The following is a 19,605-nucleotide window of genomic DNA, read 5'->3' as shown; positions in this document are numbered from 1 at the left end:
ATCCCTCCTTTCCCCATCAAAGTTCCACCGGATCACCGGACTGCCACTGCACATAGCGAATCACCCGGTTTCGTGCCGCTGCTCGGTAAATCTCCGCCTGCTTTTTCCTCTTTTGAGGTGACCGATCTTCCAAGAGCTCATCCGGTTCATCCAACACATCTACATACACAGGAGGACTTCGCTCCGGCAGAACAAAATCCGGCTGATACCCCAACCATTCCTCTGACGGCTCAATCGGACGAAGGATCGTATGCTTTCGTTCCCGCAACAGCATGAGCAATTCCCGCTCAGCGCCACTGTGCAGCCACCAGCCCTCTTCCGTGATATGCCATCCCACAGCTGGAGCAATAGAACGTGGTTCCTGATGGTCGAAATTGACGCGGAGCACTACCAGCTTGCCATCCACTCGGTAGCGGGGAATATGGTTTTCGGGAACAAGAACACGAATCAAACACGACTTCATGCCCTCAATCCCCCACCGCTCTCCCCCGATCACTTCTTCCCGCTCCCGCAGCCAGCCTAGCACCACCTTTCGCCGTTTTGGGAGCCGAAAACGCTCGTTTGGGACGTACCCAAACCAATAAAAATCTTCCGTCCCAATCCAGATCCGGTGATGGGACATGCAATGCCACATGTGGTACAGGACGGAAGCTGGAGTCATCTTCTTGCCCATTCCCTGCATCTGCTCAACAGCCAGCTTGTACCAGTCGAAGACGAATGAAGGAAACAAGCGATGTCGATGCGTTTGTTCTTCAGTTTTAACCCCGGTTTGATTCCCCGTCTCCCGGCTTTTCTCTGTTTGTGTCCCTGTTTCCGGGAACAACTTGATATGGACAACCAAGCGATCGTCAACCTTTTCGACCGGGCGCCTCTCCCCTGTTCGGGACCGTTCTACCTCCCCGTAGTAAGGACAAGCAGGTGTATGTTTGTCGGAGTTTTCGGGATTGTTGACCAACGTATAGCGTCCATGAGGCGTTTTTCGCACGTGCATCTCCGCTCGCATGGCATATGCCTGACACGCGCATTGTATCCGCGGCTTTTGTTCATGCCATTGTTTCAAAACGGTTTGATCGTAATCTGTACCGGAGCGATACACATCTTCGGTTATCAACTGGCCGTTTACAAAAATCACCTTCCCGACACCGCCTCGTCCAGTCTTTCAGATACGCGCATCAACTGCCCTACTATATCATGGACGCGTTCCCGCACCACGGCGTCCATCAGGTTATCAAAAAACGGGAGGAGATCTTGTTCCAGTCGTTCAATCAGCTTTTCCGCCTTGTTCAGTTTTTTGATCAACAAGCGGCGCCGCAAGTTTCGGGCACTGGATGCTTCCAACGTGGGGGCAACGGCATCAATCGCCGTCTTGGGGATCTCCTTCTCCAGTTCGGTGTGCCATTCCCTGTCCTCTTCCGGCAACTCATTCTTCTGTCCACCATCAGCTGCATCTTGCTCCTCCATTTCTGCCAATACGTCTTCTTTCATGTCCAGCAAATCCAATTGTTCTTCCTGCAGATCCACCTGCTGCGACCGGCGCTCCCGGAGATATTCCAGTTCGCTGCGTATGGCCTGGATTTCTTGGGATCGTACCTCTTTGACATTGGAACGGGTAATGGCCTCGTACAGCTGGCGTTGCTCTTTTTCCGACAAGGCAGCCAGTTCGTTCCCAGCCACCACGCCAATGACGCCACGGGAAACCAGCTCTTGCAGTTCTGTAATCAAGTCCAAGAGTCTGAGCAATCGTCTTGCTGTTCTTTCTCCCTCCCCTACTAGATTTGCTACGTCATGTCTTGTTTTTCTCGCATTGTGGTCATCGTGTCCCTTTTTGGGCCTCCCCGCCGTGATTCCCCAATAGTCGTACAAGACCTTAATCTTGCGGGCTTTTCGCATTGGATCTTTCTCATCCCCGCGGCGTGCATCATTGGCCATGACAAGCAGGTACAGCATTTCTTCTTCCGTGACAGATTCCACGACTCGTACCGGTACCTCTCCCATTCCCTTCTGTTTTGCGATCTTCCACCGCTCATGACCGGAGATTATGACGTTTTCCCCCGTTACCCATAAAGGCCCTGAATCCCCATTTCGTCGATGCTGTTCTCAAGCAGAGCAGCCTCCATGGAACCCAATGGGGAATTGAGCATCTGATTGAGTGGATGTTCCCTTAACTCTTCCACCCTCCGATACTCCACTTTTTCCCGAATAAGCATGATTCTCCCCCCCTTATTCCCCTCCTGGACGAAATGGTTCGCTTGTGATCTCGCTTGTACGATCTACCCCCAGCTGGAATTCGATTAGCTCCCAATCTTGGCCCATGGCCTTCTTTACCGAGCGGGTCAACGTCCCCATGGACGACGTTACCCATTTGGGAAGGGCAACCGCAAAGCGGTGACACATCTTGATGCCGACCACGGCATATAAGACGGTCACCGCTAACGTGATTAACAACCAGTTCATCGCCCCATCCCCGTTCCAATACTCCAAGGCCACCTGGTACAAGTAATTTCGAACCTCATCCCCTTTCCATCCCATCAGAATCCAATAGGCCGTCCCCATCCACCAGCCGGAATGAGTCTCCTGTTTCTTCCAAATCCACAATGTTATCCACAATATCCACAGAATCCCCAACCAGAGCAAGAGAGGAATCCAGTCCATGGGGAGGGCGTTCGCGAAAACAAACCCTGCAATGATCATTACGAGGAACGACACTCTTCCTTCTCCCATCACTTTGCTCCCTCCGCTTTCCAGACGTTCCCCCCTGCTGTTCTCATGGCTGCTTCCCATCCTGCACCAAGGCTCAAAATGGCCATTCCTTCATCGTAGGGAAGAACGTACTCCCAATAATCAGGAAGGCCCCACTGTTCCATGCACCACCCATTTCGGCTGAGAACGATTACGCCGTCTACAACGCCTCGCACCCGACGGGATTCTTCTTTCGCCCGGTAGATCGGCAATCTCCCTCCCTGCGGTTCGATCACGAATAAGCCATACTTTTGCTCTTCCCAAATGAGGATGCCGCCAATACGAGATTGTTCTCGTTCTTGGCGGCCCCACCCGACAAATTCATACTTCGGTATCCATACCCATCCGGCTTTTTCGCACGCTACCGCGACGTTCATAATCCATAGGCGGTTCCATTGCGCTACTTTGCTGTCATTTCGCCATTCTTCCCATCGGCGAATCTCAATCTCCAACCGTTCCAGGCTCCACCCCTCTACATCAGCCAACACTTCCAGTCCTTTTTTCAGTAGATACCAGCAGTATCCCCTCGGCCACTCCCGGTTGTAGATTGCTCGTTTGGCAATGTAACCGCGCTCTTGTAACGTTGCGATTCGTGTATACCCGTATCTTCGGCCATCGAAAATCCGTTCTCGTAACACATCTGAGGTGCAACCACGATAGGCCCATATCATCCGAAACAGCGCAATGTCATTTGACGTGATCTCTGGTGTTCTCACAAGCGTTCCCCCTTTTTCGTTGCTGTACGGCTCGCAACCGTCGAGTGCTGGGCACTCTCTCACTTGCTCGCCCGTTTCCGTTTACCAATCAACTTTCAGACAACCAACATTCCCTCTATCCACCCCCGTGGAATTGCAGTTCTTCCCCCGGCATTTTGACCTCTCCCGGCTGCTGGTCACATGGCCAGATTAGGGGCTTCAGCCTCCGGCCTTAGCCCCTAATCCCACCGGAATTGCCCTTTGATTGCACAACCCCGACCCCGAATCTCCAAAACCCTTAGAACGACATGGGATCAGGACACTTTTTTCATATGGAATCTGTCTTTTTGCTCCTTCCCCGTAGTAAACCCCCGAAAGGTAGATATGGAACCAAAGAATCTTCACAACACCTGGCACCTGAATTTTGCTTTCCTTAAATAGCACCGTTCAAACATAGGGAATCAAATGATTCTAACGAACCCCTGTTTTCACCCTCTGTATCGTATGGATTCTAATTTTGATTCCATAGGATAGCCGCTAACGTCGCGTGGAAATTTCTGTAGATTTTTTTGATTCCATATGAAAGGGCGCTTTGATTCCATACGTATACACCCACTGTTTTTCGGGTTTTACACCGTCAAGAACTCCATTAATTTTCGTCTGGGCAGCACGTACATTTCCGTGTGGGGATGATCGGTATTTGGTTCATAGTCAAACAAAAGAGACACCCGACTTTTGTTATCGTCGGGGATGAAATAGGCGTTTACCAACGCATCAATCATCCACTTGTACACATGGTTATCCAGGTCGATGAGAAGATTGGCAGGATAATAATTCCGTATCCAGACTGCCACCGGCTCCTGGAAGTAGTAACTTCCTACGCCATCCCGCGTGTTAAAACCGTTCCAAGCCTTCCCGCGGTCCGGCTGCCAGAATGCTCGTAAGGCGTCTTCTGTTCCTACCAACCACTCCTTCTTGATCTGCTCTCGCAACCCTGGTGCGTGGTTCTTCAATCGACTGAACACAGGAGCCAATTCCGGATAGACCAACCGAAAACAATGGTCTTCCAATGGTTCCAACAACGGTTGAAAAGAGCATGGATTTTCCACAGGATTCCTTTCTTTCATCCATTCCTTTAGCTGATACTGCGCTTGCAGGAGAAGTTCATAGGCTTGTTCCACCCCTGTACGTTCCCACATAAAACCACCTTATCAATAAATTGGGCAGAGAATACCGTCACCATCCGTTGGGATACTATCGGCATACATACCGTTCACCCTAAAATGCTGTATTCTCGGCTCTCTGTTGCAATTGGTATAGGATACCGACAGTATCCGTAGGGATACCGTTGGATGCTATTACTGGTTTTCATGCAGACGAATCTTCCGCAGCGCATCGAAACGGTTTCCTGATCGTTGGCCAAAGCGGTTCGGCTGCTCCTCTTTCTTCTCCTTCTGATTCTCATCGTCTTTGGTGACGGCTGACTGTGATCGACTGAACACTGACTGAAATCCTCCCCCAAAACCACCCCCTCCGAATTTGTTCGTTTTCGGCTGATAGGGGTTGAACGTTGACTGTTTCACATTTTTGATAGCGGCAGACACATCAACATCCAGTTCCGATTCTTGTTGAACCTGCACTTGTTTTTCCTTGATCTGTTGAAGTTCTGTCGCCAGCTCGGCGAAACGGCTTGGCATCCCCATCCCAGCAAAAAAAGTGTAGATGACCGCGTAATTTTCATTCCAGATCGGGTCGCCAAACTTACCTCTCATTTGCGTAATCGGATTGTAGTCACTGATCACTTTCTTGATCGTCCGTTCCGTGATGACATCCTTGAAAAAGTCCGCATTGGACGGTCGCAAAATAAAACCGCCGTACATCGTCGCCGTTTGGTACTGGTGCCCGCAAGCAAAGTATCCCTTCTCGATACTCGATCTCATCTTTGCTTCCAGTTTTTCGATGGTAAAATCCGGTTCCAACCGCGCTTTCGCTATCGTAAGAAGCTTGCCGGAGAGCTGCATCAGCTTGATGAAGTCTGAAGGGTCATAGGTTACGTTGTCGCTTCCAAAATTGGCCGGGATGAGATTGGCTTCGTGGATGGTACTAATGACCGCATTATTCCCCTCGTCTTTCCAGGACAGGTTCGTATGTTGGAGTGTCCGCGATCCCTTCTTCAATTCAAAATCATGGTAAATCTTTTTGTTGTCGGTTAAAATCACGCTGGCTAACGGCTTTGTGTCAGAGTATTCAAATAACTCTTCCTGTATCTTGAGAAAATCCTGAATCTCCTTTAACAGCAGCAAGGCATTTGCGATTTCATCAGGATCGTCAATCGGTAGCGAAATGAGTAAGGTAATCGGAACCGGAAAGAATCCTTCCTTGATCAAATTGAGGGTAAGAGAGCCCCAACCGGTTCCCACCCCACCCCCGGCGCCAAGTGAAATGATCAGATGCTCCACATTTGCAAATTTCTTTTCCATAGCGGAAGCCAATTGGTTTCTCAATTCATTCGCCTTGGGATTCAACGTCGGATCGAATAACTCGACCACAAGAGAAGGAGTACGGGCAGCTCCTTTCATTCCGTCAAAGTGAATGCGATCCTTTTCCGGGATGTTTTTCAGGTGAATCATATCCGCCTGTGCAAAGTTGATTGCCAACGTTGGGTAACATTGTGTCCCATCCGCAAAGCGATAACCAGCAAAGATATCCGCATCCTTGTTCCCCTTTTGACCGGCGCCTATCACACCAAATCGCAAGGACACATCTTGGATGAGGCCGTTGCTTGTCATGAACTCCAATTCCTTACTGTTCATCAGGCTCATAGTATCCCCCCTCGTTTGAAGTCAGCAACAAATAATCTACAAACGCTTGTCCTTCCTCGGAGAGTGAGTAGAGCGTTTCTCGTCTTGGTGTCCTCAACTTGAGAAGTCCTGAAAAATACAACGCTTCAACACAAGCATGGACGACTGTTTTGCTGTATCTGCTCGTGTCAATGATCGATTGTTTATTGATCTCTCCACTCTCTCCGATGATACACAGAACTTCTTTCATGGGTTCAGTCAGTCGGTTAGAAAACAAGGCATAGTGCCTCGAATCGTACAATCGGGTCATATAATCACCCTTCCTTTAGATGCCTCCACTTCTTTTAAAAGCCAATATGGTAATTCTCGCTTGTACATAATGTTTAGCTTTCTCAGCACGGTTTGGCTGTGTTTTTCCGCTGTATAAGGAGAAACCTCCAAATGAACCGCAACTTGCGGGATGGAGTATCCTTGCAGCAGCATGGCCAGCACTTTTGATTCTTGGGGAGTTAGGCCATATTTTTCGGAAACTCCGTTCATCAATTTGTCTAGCAACTGGTTTTCTGTCATCGTCAACACCTCCTTAATCCAGAATGCACATCGGCTTGTAAGAATTGTTCAAACTGATCGGCAGGCAGCGGTTTACTGAACAAAAAGCCCTGCATGACAAAACAATCTTTCTGCATGAGATAATTCTTCTGTTCTTCCGATTCAACTCCCTCGGCTACAAGCTGCAGATTCAATTCGTGAGCGAGACGAATGATGGCTGAAGTAATCGGAACTTCCTGCTGGCTGTTTTCCACATCTTGCACAAATACTTGGTCGATTTTCAATGTGTCAACTGGAAACATGCGCAGGTAATTTAGCGAAGAGTATCCTGTACCAAAATCGTCAATTGCGATCTTTATTCCAATCCCTTTCAACCTGGCGAATGTCGAAAGGGTATGTTCTTGTCGAAGCGCAATGTTCTCCGTCAGTTCAATCTCCAAACACTCTGGGGGCAACCGAGTTTCTTGCAAAACATTCAAGATAACCGCAACAAAGTCGGCATGTTGGAAGGAAAGCGGGGAAATGTTGATAGCGATTCGTATTGGCCCATAAGTATTTAGCCACCTCTTCGCCTGTCTGCAAGCAACTGTTAATACGAATCGGTCCAATTCGGCAACCAGACCATTCGATTCAGCTAGGGGAACAAAAATTCGTGGCGAAATCTCCCCTAACAATGGGTGTACCCATCGTGTGAGAGCTTCCGCTCCAATAACCTGACCTGTCCCAACGTGAACAAATGGTTGGTAAAAAATCTCAATCCCTCCCTGCTTTCCCGCTGCCAACGCTTTTCGTAATTCTTGTTCGCATATTTCTTTGGCGTGCTGGATTACCGGCAGATCCATCGACACCTCCTCCTTATTACCCCACCGAAATCGTCGGCAGCAGGATCATGAATGAAAACGTGATAAACGGTGCAAACGGTACATGAACTTGATTCATCACTTTAGAAAAAACGAGCCCCGACAAAAAAGACAATAATATCACCCCATTTACGAGCGGGAACCCAAGTGCAAATCCCAAGAAGGTAAGGAGTTTCATGTCCCCTCCCCCAATACCGTCTTGTACGAAAAATGAAAGTCCCAGCAGCATGGATAACACAAAAAGACCACCAAATACGGAATGCCCCAATTGGTCATGAAAGTAATGGAACAGGAGCGAAACCACCATAGACGGATACGTCAACCAATCCGGGATGATCCGCCATTTCCAATCCGTGAAAGTGGCGATCAACAGAACAATGAGAGAGAACCCCATGAGTATCACGTCCTCACCTCATCCAGACTTGTGATGTAAACGTGGCAGATGCCCGTAAGGGAACTTGAGCCGTGATTCCGATGATCTTCAAAGACTGAAATGTGTAGGTGGACGAAACGGCAATCACGCCTTCCTCCCCTTTTGCTAACGGACCAGCTGTAACTGTCAAATCCCATTCAGCAGGGTCCAGTCCGGCATCAGCAAACCGCTGTTGCAAATAGGGGATAGTACCATCCAACAGCCCGCCATGCTCCCCCATCTTTTGAGCCGTGTCATTGATACAAACCTGAGCATTGAGCCATTTTCCTCCCCATTGAACAAAATCACCCATAAGGATGAAGAACGGAAAAATCAGGGAGAAGATGATCAAATACTCAATACTGATAAACCCATTTTGATTTCGTAGTTTTTTCATTGGAGGATCACGCTCCGAAATTCATGTACTTTCCCGGCATGTCGTACACTGGTGGTATAGTCGGAAAAATACGAGTTGATCCAAGGTAAGGCCATGGAGGCCAAACCAAAGATCATCACTGCAGAGACCACCAAAATCACTTTCTTTTCCATCAAGACCGTACCCGATTCATCAAGGCACCACTGGCGGAGAAACCTTCGCATTCGCTCCCTCTCCTTTCGGAATTGATTTCATAAATAGAAAAACCGGGCATTTCTGCCCGGCCTCCTTTTACCAGCTTACTTCTTCGTTGATTTGGCTGTTGTTTTTGATGTTGTCGGATGTTTGGCTCCAATAGTCTTTTAAGAACGTATAGCCAAGGGAACTGAATCCAAAAACACCTACGACAATGACGACCAACAGAATTTTCTTTTCCATCAGCACCGTACCACGATCGTTGCGGAGCGGTTTAAACAGGACTTTTCCTTTTTGAATCATTTTTTTCCACATCGTAATCCTCTCCTACATATTTTTTTGGCTTGATTTCTTAGAGATTGCATCTACTCCATAGGGGGATCTCTCAAACTGCTCGCCCCCCTTAAAAGGCCGGCCCTTTGGACAGCATACTCACCAAATACAACGCCATCAGGGTGGCAATAAACAGGATACCGTCCAAGGCAATGATCATATTCATCGCCTTGACCTTGGCAGGACGTACTTGCTTTTCGCGCTCCATGATTTTTTTGTCCAACTCCCGAAACGTCGATTCCATTTGCCCCAAGATTTCCTGACCATCTTTACCGGGCCCTACTGTCATGTATTGAGAAAGAGCTGTACTGAATTCAATCAATTCCGGCACCTTTGTACTTCTGGCAAATTTTTGAACTGCCTCCTGCGGTGACAGAAACTCCAAGTCTTGTTTGAGTACTTCCGCATACGCTCTCAGCCCACTACCTGTTCCGTGTTCGCAAGCAATTCGCAGCGCATCTGCTGGGGTTTTCTGCCCCTTGAGCAACAGTCTTACCGTCAATGCAAAGTTGGGCGTTTCCTTCCGTATCTCTTCCCGCAATTTCTTCGCTTTGTTTTTTAGCTCTCTCCTCGGCTCGAAGAAAAAGTATACGGCTAAAAGGATACCCAGAACGAGTATGAACCAAGATTTCACGAACAAGTGAACAATAAGAAACAGCAACAACACACCGACCATGTACACAAATTGTTCAACGACAATCTGCTCAGGTGTCTTCCTCGAATCAGCATCCAGTAGTTCTTGCTCAATCGCAGCTCTGGTTCGCCGCAAGTACTTGTTGGTCAGAGGAAAAAGAAACTCGAATGACCGGTGCCATGTTTGATCGGGTTTGACTTCCTCCAAAAGGATCGATGCCCGATAGGTTGACGAAGGTTGAAACAGGTAAAACAGGATGAGAAAAAGGAGGAAGGCCAACAGCCCTCCCCCAAACACAAGAAAGATCAACGATCACACCTCTTTTCGGATGATGAAATAACTCACGATGGGGACAAAAAGAGCAATCCCCAGATACACAGTCAACAGACACTGTCCAACCAAACTTTTTGTGTACACTGCAAATATTTCTGGCTGAAAGAACCGGAAAAATGCCACTGCAGCAATGAACAAATAGGACAGCCAACGATTCTCTCGAACAGCACTTAGCATGGCATTGGCCAGCTCCATTCTTGCCAATCGCTTGGTTTGAAAGAAGGCACCCGCAACCAATACGCCTTCGGCTGCGCTGTCGCCAACCGATTGACTGATCTCGGCCATCTTCACAAACAAGTTCATTTCGGGTACTTTGAGCCGTTCCATCATCTCCTGTAGGGCTTCCCCAATCAAAACATCACTGCTGTGGAGCTGGTACACACGCATGAACTCGCTTTTCAACGGCTCGTCCAGGCTCGGAATCGTGGTCTCCAACGCACGTTTCCAGTTTTTTTGAATGCGAAAAGCGGCGCCCAAATTTTGAAGCGCCGGTCCCAACTGCTCTTTCGCCAGATCCCGAATATGGCGTTCTTTATTTAAGTAAAACATCTTGATTGAGAAGTAATTGGCGACCAAAACGAGTATTGGAATAAATGGGTTGAGAAAAAGAAAAGACAAGCCAACTCCGATTCCGAAAGCAAGTCCCCACCATATGACTTGTTTCTGAACCGAAACCCCCAGCCTTTCTCCCTCGGCAAAAAAACTATTGCGCTCTCTTTTTGCTGGCTTGTGCAGTTCAATCCACTTGATCGTCTCTCTTTTCCCGGACTCAAACCATAGCAAGAGAAGGAAGCAAAATAACGTGGCTCCTACAGCTAACAAAATCGCCATGCTCATCGTTGCCACCTCATCCAGCGGGTTGGAGATACTTTTCGTATCTCGTTCTTGGAATTTCTGCATGTTGGAACATTTTGACCAGACGTTCAGAAATGGGGTTGCTGCGAACAAACTTTTTATGATCCCAGTCATACTCGAAGATCGGGTTGAGGATCAATTCTCCGTCTTTGTCAACGCCAACAATCTCCACGATTTCAAACACGCGGCGGCGGTCATCTTCAGCAAAATGCTTCTGCATCATGATAATGTTAAGCGACTTGGATAACAGCCGATTGGCGTCCTGTTTGGTCATAAACCGTGCCAAAAGCATACTAATCCGTTCTGCCAATTCTGAAGCACTGAGGCCATGCATGGTAAACCACAACGGGTGCCCAATCAAGGCAGCCTCAATCGCCGCCAAGAGATCCTTCTCTTTGCGAATCTCCCCGATGATCAACCGCTTTGGTGTCTGACGCAAACTGGTAACGACCAACTTTTGGATCACAATGTCCAACGACTCATCTTCCATGATCCGACACTCTTCCGAAATAAAGTGATAGCCTTCCTCATAGGGATACAACTTTTCCAATCGCATTTCGGCGGTGTCTTCAATGACAACGACTCGTTCGCCTTTTTTGATGAAGCCTGCCATCAGCTTAAAGGTTGTGGTTTTTCCGGACCCGGTACTCCCGCCCATGCAAATGGAGCAGCCCCCTTGAACAATTAGTTTGATAAACTCAAACATCTCGGGCGACGCTGTTCCTTTTTCCAAAAATTCCGTTTCCGTCAACGTGATCGGAGGAAACTTTCGGATGGTCAAGATGGGCCCTTTCATTTGACTGATGGGTTGCCATACCACATTTACTCGGCATTCACCGATCCGCGCATCCACAATCGGATTCTTATCCGATACCGACTTCCCGCATGAATTCAGGATTTTGGTGACAATGATGGTCTCCAGGTGCTTCTGATTGTCAAATTGAATCAGATCCCCTGCTGGGCGGTCTTTTCCGTTTTGCTTTACCCACGGCTGATCGTACCCGTTAATCATGATCTCCGTGATGGAGTTGTCCTCCAACGCATCATCCAGCGGCCCCAATGAAAAAATGTCTTTCCAAATTCGGAGAACGACATCATCGATGCTCATGCCAGCCACAAACTTTCGTTCGATCTGCAGGTAGTTGCGGATAGTCCGCTCTACCTCCGGCTTTCGTTTTTTATTGAACAGCGCATCCTGGACAAGTTTGTTATGTTCGTTCATGAGAAAGTTTCGCACTTCATTTCGCACCAATTCGTAGTCGGAACTGGTGTGTTCCACACTTTGTTCTTCGTCTGGCCGAGAAGACTTCGTAGCTGCCTGCTGGCTTTGCAGTTGTTGCAGGTTTACACGTCCTCTATTTAACAGGATTTTTTCATTTTGCATCGCTGACCCTCCTCACACGGTTTTTTCTCGAAACAGGGAAAATTGTGAAAGAAGGCTGACACGCCCTGTCTTTTTTGAACCGGCTTCCCGTCTTTTCGTTTCCTTCTCTAGCCCCAATAACCCTTCAGCGATTTCACCGATGGCTGACTCAAACGACTTTCCACCAAGCAAGTTTAATTTGTGAACCTCGGTAATCATCTGCGGATCATACGGAACAGTATAGGTGACGCTGCGCTGCAGGAACTCCTCGAATACGTCAATGTCCATCTTTTCAGGAAGCTTGTTGAGAATCACCTGGGCACCGTCCGTTGGAACACCGGTGTTCTCCAGCAGTTTGATTCGTTGTGGAAACAGCCGAACTGTAGATGGACTGGTATCTGTTACAAAGACACGTTGATCGCAAGCCCTGAGTATAGCCAAGTGTAACGGCTCATCCGGGTCGCTTCCCATGGAAAAAATGATGTTTTCAAAGAATGGTTTGGCACCTTCCACGATTTTTTTCATGTAGTCGGTAATCTCGTTGAGGTCCGTCCCCAAGGTTGGAAAATACTCGAACCCAAGGTCTGCCGACGGAGACAGCACGTACAACAAATCCGGCAGCTTCTTGAAGTGTTCCGCCAGTTGTTTGGAGACTTGCCCCATCTTGGACTTATGCAAAAAGTAAGGTTCCATATTGGGCCGCTCTTTGCTTTGTAGGGCTTCGAGCAGTCCTTCCAACGTGTATCGCGAATCTTTATACCCGATCAGATACGGAGCCTTGGGAAATCGGATGTCCATGTCGATGTACAGCGTTTTCTTCCCATTCATGGCCGAATAAAAAGACAAGGCCCGGGCAATCGAACCAGCCCCTACCCCCGGTTGGATTCCAAAAAACCCAATCGTTCGTTTCACGTTCAAATGGGCAATGTGCTGTTTTTGCTCTTGCCTTTGCAGGGAGGACTGAATCCAGGCGTCAATTTGCTCCCACCTTACTTCCTCCCCCTTCATAATGGAGATAGAGGGAGACAAATTGACGGGAGGATCGTACGCCAAATAAAGAACAGGAACCCCCTGGCTCGCCAACGTATTCGCCACTTCACCGGTCGGGTCGGTTGTATCTGACAAAATGACAGGTGATTGTGCATCTCCAAGATCATACCGTTCTTCGCACACGATTCCAGAAGAACGCGCGAGCTTCGTAATCTGCTCATAGCTGCTTGCGTTTATAATCATTGGGCATCCCCCTTTGTAGATTCGAGAACTTGAAATGTTTTACTCAATTCTGCCGTCATCCATTCCCGCATCCTCTTGACTGACCAAAGCCCGTTATCCGTAGCTGAAGTTGTTTTGCCATAGTCCTTGTAACTCACTCCCACTACTTGAATGGTTCCGAGTTTTTCAGCCAGTTGGATCAAAGCGATCTGCTCATTATTGACCGCGAGAAGTATCGTTTGTGGCACGACATTTGCCCCGATGGTCACCGGCTGCTGCTCATCGCTGCTGTTTTTGGTAACGGTATCTGTCGTTGGCCGTGACTTTTGAGAACTGGTTGCATATGTCCCGATCACCCTCACTTTGTCCAGGAACGGGCCAATCACTGGCTTTTTATCCTCTTTGGCCACCGCTGACAGCCACAGGTCGATGTAACTCCCTTCCGTAATCTGGGCCGCTAAGGAAGAGCGCAAATTGGTGTTGATCGCAATCATCTTCTCCCCTTCGTTGAGGAGCATTGCCGCGCCATCTTTCATTTCCTCCGCCGTCAATACCTTGCCGACGTACAAATAGCTGTTCGGAGGCACCGTATAGTTGGTGGCTGTAAACTTGTTCAGGACGTCTTCCGGTTTTCGGAACACATTTGGCGGAACAATCTTCGCTGGGTGCATACTCACCTTGATCACCCCATCGTCAAACATCTTTTGGGTAATCATGGTGCGGGGAGGAATCTCTTGTGAGACAGTCAATACCGGAACCAATGCATTTTGTCGTTTTTCATACTCTGTATATCCGAAGTAAACACCCCCTCCAACCAAAGCAGTAAGCATAAGAAGGATGACAATCCTCACTGTTCTTTGCATAAGAAAAAGGCGCTTGTCGCGCGCCCATTCACCACCTTTTATTCGTAATTTTTCATGTCATACTTCGATTCAATGCTCTCCGTCGTCTGAACCGGGACGTTTACCAAAATATTGTTCTCCTTCAGCAGTTTGAGAAGGGAGCTGCTATAGTCAGCATCTATGGCAAGAGAAAGAAGCGCGGGCGACGTTTGTGTACTCATCCGCACATGTAATTCCTTTGTGCCTACGTTCAGGTTGTTTTGGAGTACCCGGCTTATGGTATCCTCCAACCCCTCCTTCATCAGATAAGGAGGATCACCTACTCGAAGAGCGGCCCAGTCCTGATGTTTGATAATGGCCTGCCGTGCCGCCGCAATCGCCGCACTTCGAAAGTCTTCCTTACCGAATACAACGATGGTTACGTCTTGAAAGTACGCAATCACAAAAGCCAAGCAAATAAAAAAGGCTACCATCTTGGGTATCCCTGTCAAAGTGATCACCTCCCGGCCTCTTGTGGATAGACGGAGAATTCCGTAACATCAAGCCCGCTGGAATCGTCCTTTCCATTGCTGTTGTACCAGGGAGCCAGTTCATCAAAGTACCATTCGTATCCTTTCCAATCCCATCCGGGCTGAATATTGTGGGGATATGGATTGTTTGGATCAACTCGTCGATAAATGTAATCATCATGCGGGCTCCCAAGGATATTGTATTGCTCGTCGATGCATGTAGAAAGACGTGGTGAGACAGGCGTTGCCGTCGTATTGCCTTCAATATCCGTATGAGTAGTAAAGGTCACTCCAGCCCCTTCCCCCTTCACCGCAAACGGATACGTGCCATCCTTTTGATAAAAGCTGGTGTAATACTTGTTTTGCCCATCTACGTGCTGACTTTCATCGACTGCCAAAGGATCAAGTGTGTAAACGTATTCGATGGCCTCTATGTCCTTCTGTCCCCGTTCAATCTTGGCCCGTGGAAATTGCCAGATGTTCGATGATTCGGGTGGTGGGTTTTGAGGAACCAACTCGACTGCCGGCAGGATAACCGTATCCCCCTGATGCTCCTCTGAATCGAATTCCGCCATGATCCGAGAGAAATCATGTTTTCTTCCATTGTGCGGATTGGAGTTGTGGTACTCGGTTTTCAGCTTGTAGGCAAAACCCATCCCTGCTTTTACGGTCGCCGTTTGGTACTCCGGTGTCACGACAATGGACTCATAATACTTCCCGATGCAAATGCTGCAACCAACAGGTGTACAATTGCAATAATATTCATAGGTCCCGGAAACCGCTGTCGTCTGGTTTTCTTCCTTCCGACAAACTGCCCCGACCACTTCTTCAGGTAGCAAAACCACATTGGCTGACCTGATATTGTCCTCGTACGTTATTTCGTCAAATTTTCGCGGCTTGGGGTGAATCTCAGCCTCCAGTTTGTATGTTGCTCTTTCAGATTTTCCGGTTACAGGCGTCTTCCACTCGAAAGGAACCTCCCGTTCTTCACCCGGATTTAAATGAACGGATTGTCGGCCAACTTCTTTTCCATCAAAACGCAGAACGAGATCAACGGCTTCAGGCATGACGCTATCGGGTATGTTTCCAACCTGCACGATTGTCGTCACATTTTCACCCTTACGATAAACCCCGCCTTTGACTGATTTGACGTACAGATTCAAACGGCTGGAAAAATCAAACTTACTTTCCTTATAGTTGTTCTTCCATTCGTTTTCTTGAGCAGGAGCATTGCCCTGAGGATTTATATGTCCATACGTTGCTTCATTTCTTGGCATGGTCACCGTAAAGGTTTTTCTTTCACCAACTGCCAATAAAATACCTGTGTGCACACCAATCCTTTGCGCTTCTCCAATTCCGTATTCAAGAGACGTAACCAATGTCTCCGTTCTTCCAGGAAGATCAAGCTGTTCGAACGAATATTCAATCGTCATCTCGTCTTCCGTAAAAGACACTAACCTCGGCCCGTCGATGCTTAAATCCGGAAAATCGTACTGGACTGGGACAGCAATATGATTATTATCATAATTTTGTTCCAAAGGGTCATGATCGGGATTTAGCACAAACTCAATTGTCCTTTTGGTTTGCTCCTGCATATCCAAAGAGATCGGAAAGGTTATTGTGACTTTACCGAGATTCTGGTACATTCCAGGCAAAGTAACACTCTGCTCATCTCGTAAGACCGATTCCCCTTCCCACCGCCAGCCGACCGTTGTTGTTTTGGAACTGGGCGTGTTGTTAGAAAGAGTAACCGTAACGTTCTTCGTTTCTTTGTCTTCTTTTATCAGAATGGGATTGGGGTCAGCACTTCTGATTGCAAGATCCGTATCTGCCCCAACAATTACGGTTACTGAATACGGTTCAGCAGCCTGACCAATTTCATCGACCGCATACAACGTAACTAGATAGGAACCTTTTTGTAATTCCATCGTGCCGGTGTTTGACTTGTTTTCCAACCACTGATCCTTGAAGATTGTTGTCAATTCATTCGTTTCCGTATTTTCGACGGTTAACGTAACCAAAGCCTTTTGATTCGCAGAGTAGCTGGATACGATCAATGCATAGCTTACCTGACCAATATCTGCGTAGACGGTTGGTGCGTTTTGCCCATTAATTGATAACAGGTTAATGATTGGTGGTTGGTTTGAAGAAGATGCCCATTGGATAGGTACCGCTGCAATAGAAAGAACCAGCACCACCAATACATTCAGCCATATTCGTAGTTTTTTCATCACATTCCTCCCCCTATTGACCAGTGTGAAAATTCACCAACATCTGTACTGCTTTTTTCAGATCATCAGGGATTGTATACGTAGCCGGAAATCCGTCCACTTTCTCAGTTACTTTACTCCAAAATCCGTTTTGAACATAGGGAGAAAGGAACCGTAATGTTACGTCGCCACGAACACCCGGCACTTTCACTTGGCTTTTTCCAGGGATCGTATACGTTTTGCCATTCTCTTCAACGTACACCGCAAGTGGATCGCTGGATTGATTTTTTATGTCAACTCCATCCACCCTTTTGTAAACCATAAACTCCCACTCCCTAAGAACAATGGCATACTGACCGTCTGCCTCCTTAATCGGAGTATTCAATGTCCCTGTTTCATCGAATCCAATGTACTCAGCTGCTGTACAATTATTTGCGTTGTACGTTACAACCCAGGAAAGAAATCCTCCCGAACCCACAGCACTTTGTCCATTCGGACCCTCTCCAAAACTAATTGGGTAAACAGCATCTTTTTTCTTCAACAACGGAGGCTGACAACCAGAAACGCCACCGTAGGTAAAATCGATAACTTTTTGGGAATATCGCTCAAAACTATCTGAAACAGAAATAAGCAAGGTATTCTTTCCTTGCTTTAAGTACTGTTTGTAATTGGTCAAATCACGGTAAAAAGAATACTTGAAGCCAAACTCTCCGTCTTTGCCTAGAGATTGAGGTACCGCAAAGGGTATCCTATAGGGATTCGAATCATTTGAGACTGGGATTGGCTGACCATTCAGATACAAATAGGCATTTGCACCGGTTTCCCAGCCGCTGTATGCAACAAATGAAACTTGGACACCAAAAGGGATGTTGCTCATGACATTGCTTGTGGTATTCCCATTTTGCTGGATACTCGTTCCGGTGAATTTAGGGAAATCCGTAATGATCCTCATAGCCCGACCAACGTTTGGTACTTCGGGGGCTGGAAAACCCTTGGCGGTGATTTGCTCAGTGGTCCCACAAGGTTTTCCAATGAATTCGACACAACGATCCCCAAACCTATCTAATGAGTCTGTACCTCCAACCAGATAAGCAAAGTGACCAGCTGACAGCCAATTGTACGTTTTAAACGTCCCACTCTCATCATATCCATATGTTTGGTAAATCGGATCTGGGAGGGTCCCTTTCTGAATTTGCTCGATGTACTCTTCTACTTTTCTTGAAACAAATTCTGGATTTCCTCGATATTTCGTGGCCATCGTCTTGATCTTATTGGTTCGTTCATTTGGATCGTCTGGCAAGTAGATCATGGAGTATCCCGTAAATCCTTTAAAATCCTCCCCGGCATTTTCTTTCAAGTCAAAGGATGTGATCGCAGTTTGTTCGACTGTCTGCTTGGTTTTGTCATCGTAGACGTGATATTCCCACTGTAGTACATCAGCTTTGTGTATCTCTTGACGGGCCGAAGGAGAAGGAGAAAAGTCTCCATAAAATTCCACTTCATCACCGAGCTTGTGTGGAAACGTAACATCAGCAATTGCAGCTCCATAATCAGTTGTAAAACAAAAACAAACAGCCATAATAATGGCTGTAAGAAATTTTACTTTATTCACTTGCAGTCCCTACCTTCCTCCAATGATTTCCATGGAGGGATATTCGATCCCAACCAAGCCAAAGGCAGTTCCATTTTGTCCATGCAATTCAATAACACCTTTGGTGTCATTAATCTTGAGTTCAAAGGGGGTTCCAGGTTTCAAATACTGAGTTTTGACAATTGGAACATTTGGGTTCTCCCCATTAAACTCAATCAGCATGTATCCTTTTATGTCGTTTGGTACAACGCCCTTCAATACCCCATCCTCAACTTTGAATGTCTGGACGGCTCTCTTCATCGCTTCCACATTTTCAGCTTGTCCTTCGCGAATGGGTGGCTTAAAAGGGGTTCCTGATCCGCCTGTACCAGTCGATGGGTTGGTTCCAGTGCTAGGAGTTGGATTGGTGCCTGTACCGATTCCATTCGATGGTTTTGTACCATTTGTAGGATTGGTGAAGTTATTCGTACCTGTCGTGATGTTCACAAGTCGTTCCGAAGCCAACCATTCAACTTTTGCACCATATGTTTCGCTTATGAAACGCAGCGGAACAAACGTACGATTGTTTTGCAGCGTCGCAGCTGCATCAAAAGTGATCTCTTGACCGGCCACGACTGCCTTCTTTTCCCCGATCTTGAGCGAGATTTGCTTTCCGTCCTTGTTCATAATGACGGTTTGTTTTGCTCCATCCCAGTCTACTGAGGCGCCCAGTTTTTCACTGACAAAGCGAACCGGGATCATCGTCCGACTGGTAGATGGATCAATGAAAGGCTTTGCGTCTGGGAAATGGACAGAGACATTGTCCACCTTTACCTGAATGTCCTTACTGTCCGCGCGAACTGTGACCGGACTGATGGCAGCGGTCATAAGAACTGCTCCAAGGAGAAATTTTACAAAACGATTTCCTTTCATAATAAAATCACCTCAATTTTTCTTGTTTTCTCCCGGTTTCTTCCTAGCGTTATATTATTTCATACTTTTCCCTCCTCTGGAAGTTGCGAAAACTCTTTCTATAAAAATGAAAAGCCCCTGGCGTTTTGCCAGAGGCTGGTACTCAAAATCTCAATCCATGGTATAATCTTCATTGTACAATAGC

The 19,605-nt window shown here is 47.4% G+C and carries 22 protein-coding genes; all 22 read right to left on the bottom strand.

The genetic code is table 11. The annotated features are described in order from the left end of the window. Nucleotides 1–16: 16 nt before the first annotated feature. On the bottom strand, nt 17–1,132 hold the full coding sequence (locus tag RGB73_RS03470; RefSeq protein ID WP_310769207.1) for a DUF1173 family protein: 1,116 nt from the start codon (nt 1,130–1,132) through the stop codon (nt 17–19). Then, the gene (locus tag RGB73_RS03465; RefSeq protein WP_310769205.1) at nt 1,129–1,995 is read right to left on the bottom strand and encodes a hypothetical protein; all 867 of its coding nucleotides are present in this window, start codon (nt 1,993–1,995) and stop codon (nt 1,129–1,131) included. The genes RGB73_RS03470 and RGB73_RS03465 overlap by 4 nt, the downstream gene beginning before the upstream one ends. 59 nt (nt 1,996–2,054) lie before the next feature. After that, nucleotides 2,055–2,207: a hypothetical protein gene (locus RGB73_RS03460; RefSeq protein ID WP_310769203.1), complete on the bottom strand. Its 153-nt coding sequence runs from the start codon at nt 2,205–2,207 to the stop codon at nt 2,055–2,057. Between the two features lie 13 nt (nt 2,208–2,220). Next, nucleotides 2,221–2,721, bottom strand: coding sequence for a hypothetical protein (locus tag RGB73_RS03455; protein WP_310769201.1), 501 nt, complete (start codon nt 2,719–2,721; stop codon nt 2,221–2,223). Further along, on the bottom strand, nt 2,721–3,455 hold the full coding sequence (locus RGB73_RS03450) for a hypothetical protein (RefSeq protein WP_310769199.1): 735 nt from the start codon (nt 3,453–3,455) through the stop codon (nt 2,721–2,723). The genes RGB73_RS03455 and RGB73_RS03450 overlap by 1 nt, the downstream gene beginning before the upstream one ends. A 608-nt stretch (nt 3,456–4,063) precedes the next feature. Then, nucleotides 4,064–4,633, bottom strand: a complete 570-nt coding sequence (locus RGB73_RS03445; RefSeq protein ID WP_310769197.1) for a hypothetical protein — start codon at nt 4,631–4,633, stop codon at nt 4,064–4,066. Between the two features lie 159 nt (nt 4,634–4,792). Beyond that, on the bottom strand, nt 4,793–6,256 hold the full coding sequence (locus tag RGB73_RS03440) for a cell division protein FtsZ (RefSeq protein ID WP_310769195.1): 1,464 nt from the start codon (nt 6,254–6,256) through the stop codon (nt 4,793–4,795). Next, entirely contained in the window at nt 6,237–6,485 is a 249-nt protein-coding gene (locus RGB73_RS30560; RefSeq protein ID WP_396136194.1) for a winged helix DNA-binding protein, read from the bottom strand. Before RGB73_RS30560 ends, RGB73_RS03440 begins: the two co-directional genes overlap by 20 nt. 56 nt (nt 6,486–6,541) lie before the next feature. Continuing rightward, the gene (locus RGB73_RS03435) at nt 6,542–6,805 is read right to left on the bottom strand and encodes a helix-turn-helix transcriptional regulator (RefSeq protein ID WP_310769193.1); all 264 of its coding nucleotides are present in this window, start codon (nt 6,803–6,805) and stop codon (nt 6,542–6,544) included. A gap of 2 nt (nt 6,806–6,807) precedes the next feature. Beyond that, nucleotides 6,808–7,626 (bottom strand): putative bifunctional diguanylate cyclase/phosphodiesterase, encoded by an 819-nt coding sequence (locus RGB73_RS03430; RefSeq protein ID WP_310769191.1) that lies wholly within the window; start codon nt 7,624–7,626, stop codon nt 6,808–6,810. A 16-nt stretch (nt 7,627–7,642) separates the two neighbouring features. Next, nucleotides 7,643–8,038 carry a prepilin peptidase gene (locus tag RGB73_RS03425; RefSeq protein ID WP_024984540.1) on the bottom strand — a complete coding sequence of 132 codons (396 nt, stop codon included), beginning with the start codon at nt 8,036–8,038 and terminating at the stop codon, nt 7,643–7,645. A 13-nt stretch (nt 8,039–8,051) separates the two neighbouring features. Then, on the bottom strand, nt 8,052–8,453 hold the full coding sequence (locus tag RGB73_RS03420) for a hypothetical protein (protein WP_310769189.1): 402 nt from the start codon (nt 8,451–8,453) through the stop codon (nt 8,052–8,054). Between the two features lie 270 nt (nt 8,454–8,723). Continuing rightward, a complete protein-coding gene (locus tag RGB73_RS03415; protein ID WP_024984543.1) occupies nt 8,724–8,942 on the bottom strand; it encodes a hypothetical protein in 219 nt (72 codons plus the stop codon). Between the two features lie 88 nt (nt 8,943–9,030). Beyond that, nucleotides 9,031–9,903 carry a type II secretion system F family protein gene (locus RGB73_RS03410; protein WP_310769185.1) on the bottom strand — a complete coding sequence of 291 codons (873 nt, stop codon included), beginning with the start codon at nt 9,901–9,903 and terminating at the stop codon, nt 9,031–9,033. Between the two features lie 3 nt (nt 9,904–9,906). After that, nucleotides 9,907–10,764 (bottom strand): type II secretion system F family protein, encoded by an 858-nt coding sequence (locus RGB73_RS03405; RefSeq protein ID WP_310769183.1) that lies wholly within the window; start codon nt 10,762–10,764, stop codon nt 9,907–9,909. A 10-nt stretch (nt 10,765–10,774) separates the two neighbouring features. Continuing rightward, nucleotides 10,775–12,166, bottom strand: a complete 1,392-nt coding sequence (locus tag RGB73_RS03400; protein WP_310769181.1) for a TadA family conjugal transfer-associated ATPase — start codon at nt 12,164–12,166, stop codon at nt 10,775–10,777. 12 nt (nt 12,167–12,178) lie between these two features. Next, nucleotides 12,179–13,063 (bottom strand): CpaE/TadZ family protein, encoded by an 885-nt coding sequence (locus RGB73_RS03395; protein ID WP_310769179.1) that lies wholly within the window; start codon nt 13,061–13,063, stop codon nt 12,179–12,181. A 311-nt stretch (nt 13,064–13,374) separates the two neighbouring features. Beyond that, nucleotides 13,375–14,187, bottom strand: coding sequence for an RcpC/CpaB family pilus assembly protein (locus tag RGB73_RS03390; RefSeq protein ID WP_310769177.1), 813 nt, complete (start codon nt 14,185–14,187; stop codon nt 13,375–13,377). Between the two features lie 71 nt (nt 14,188–14,258). Further along, nucleotides 14,259–14,699: a hypothetical protein gene (locus RGB73_RS03385; RefSeq protein WP_310769175.1), complete on the bottom strand. Its 441-nt coding sequence runs from the start codon at nt 14,697–14,699 to the stop codon at nt 14,259–14,261. After that, on the bottom strand, nt 14,696–16,939 hold the full coding sequence (locus RGB73_RS03380; protein WP_310769173.1) for a hypothetical protein: 2,244 nt from the start codon (nt 16,937–16,939) through the stop codon (nt 14,696–14,698). Before RGB73_RS03380 ends, RGB73_RS03385 begins: the two co-directional genes overlap by 4 nt. 13 nt (nt 16,940–16,952) lie before the next feature. Then, entirely contained in the window at nt 16,953–18,530 is a 1,578-nt protein-coding gene (locus tag RGB73_RS03375) for a hypothetical protein (RefSeq protein ID WP_310769171.1), read from the bottom strand. 9 nt (nt 18,531–18,539) lie between these two features. Continuing rightward, nucleotides 18,540–19,421, bottom strand: coding sequence for a stalk domain-containing protein (locus RGB73_RS03370; RefSeq protein WP_310769169.1), 882 nt, complete (start codon nt 19,419–19,421; stop codon nt 18,540–18,542). Between the last annotated feature and the right edge of the window lie 184 nt (nt 19,422–19,605).

Source organism: Brevibacillus brevis, assembly GCF_031583145.1.
In the GTDB taxonomy this organism is placed as follows: domain Bacteria; phylum Bacillota; class Bacilli; order Brevibacillales; family Brevibacillaceae; genus Brevibacillus; species Brevibacillus brevis_E.
Note: the sequence above shows the minus strand (reverse complement) of the source record. Positions and strands in the feature narration are given on the sequence as shown.

Coding starts and splice junctions, on each gene's coding strand:
- RGB73_RS30560 (WP_396136194.1), bottom strand. CDS start 6,485: ATGAAAGAAGTTCTGTGTATCATCGGAGAGAGTGGAGAGATCAATAAA.
- RGB73_RS03400 (WP_310769181.1), bottom strand. CDS start 12,166: ATGCAAAATGAAAAAATCCTGTTAAATAGAGGACGTGTAAACCTGCAA.
- RGB73_RS03440 (WP_310769195.1), bottom strand. CDS start 6,256: ATGAGCCTGATGAACAGTAAGGAATTGGAGTTCATGACAAGCAACGGC.
- RGB73_RS03380 (WP_310769173.1), bottom strand. CDS start 16,939: ATGAAAAAACTACGAATATGGCTGAATGTATTGGTGGTGCTGGTTCTT.
- RGB73_RS03405 (WP_310769183.1), bottom strand. CDS start 10,764: ATGAGCATGGCGATTTTGTTAGCTGTAGGAGCCACGTTATTTTGCTTC.
- RGB73_RS03425 (WP_024984540.1), bottom strand. CDS start 8,038: ATGGGGTTCTCTCTCATTGTTCTGTTGATCGCCACTTTCACGGATTGG.
- RGB73_RS03465 (WP_310769205.1), bottom strand. CDS start 1,995: ATGGGAGAGGTACCGGTACGAGTCGTGGAATCTGTCACGGAAGAAGAA.
- RGB73_RS03445 (WP_310769197.1), bottom strand. CDS start 4,633: ATGTGGGAACGTACAGGGGTGGAACAAGCCTATGAACTTCTCCTGCAA.
- RGB73_RS03460 (WP_310769203.1), bottom strand. CDS start 2,207: ATGCTTATTCGGGAAAAAGTGGAGTATCGGAGGGTGGAAGAGTTAAGG.
- RGB73_RS03455 (WP_310769201.1), bottom strand. CDS start 2,721: ATGGGAGAAGGAAGAGTGTCGTTCCTCGTAATGATCATTGCAGGGTTT.
- RGB73_RS03390 (WP_310769177.1), bottom strand. CDS start 14,187: ATGCTTACTGCTTTGGTTGGAGGGGGTGTTTACTTCGGATATACAGAG.
- RGB73_RS03420 (WP_310769189.1), bottom strand. CDS start 8,453: ATGAAAAAACTACGAAATCAAAATGGGTTTATCAGTATTGAGTATTTG.
- RGB73_RS03370 (WP_310769169.1), bottom strand. CDS start 19,421: ATGAAAGGAAATCGTTTTGTAAAATTTCTCCTTGGAGCAGTTCTTATG.
- RGB73_RS03430 (WP_310769191.1), bottom strand. CDS start 7,626: ATGGATCTGCCGGTAATCCAGCACGCCAAAGAAATATGCGAACAAGAA.
- RGB73_RS03435 (WP_310769193.1), bottom strand. CDS start 6,805: ATGACAGAAAACCAGTTGCTAGACAAATTGATGAACGGAGTTTCCGAA.
- RGB73_RS03415 (WP_024984543.1), bottom strand. CDS start 8,942: ATGTGGAAAAAAATGATTCAAAAAGGAAAAGTCCTGTTTAAACCGCTC.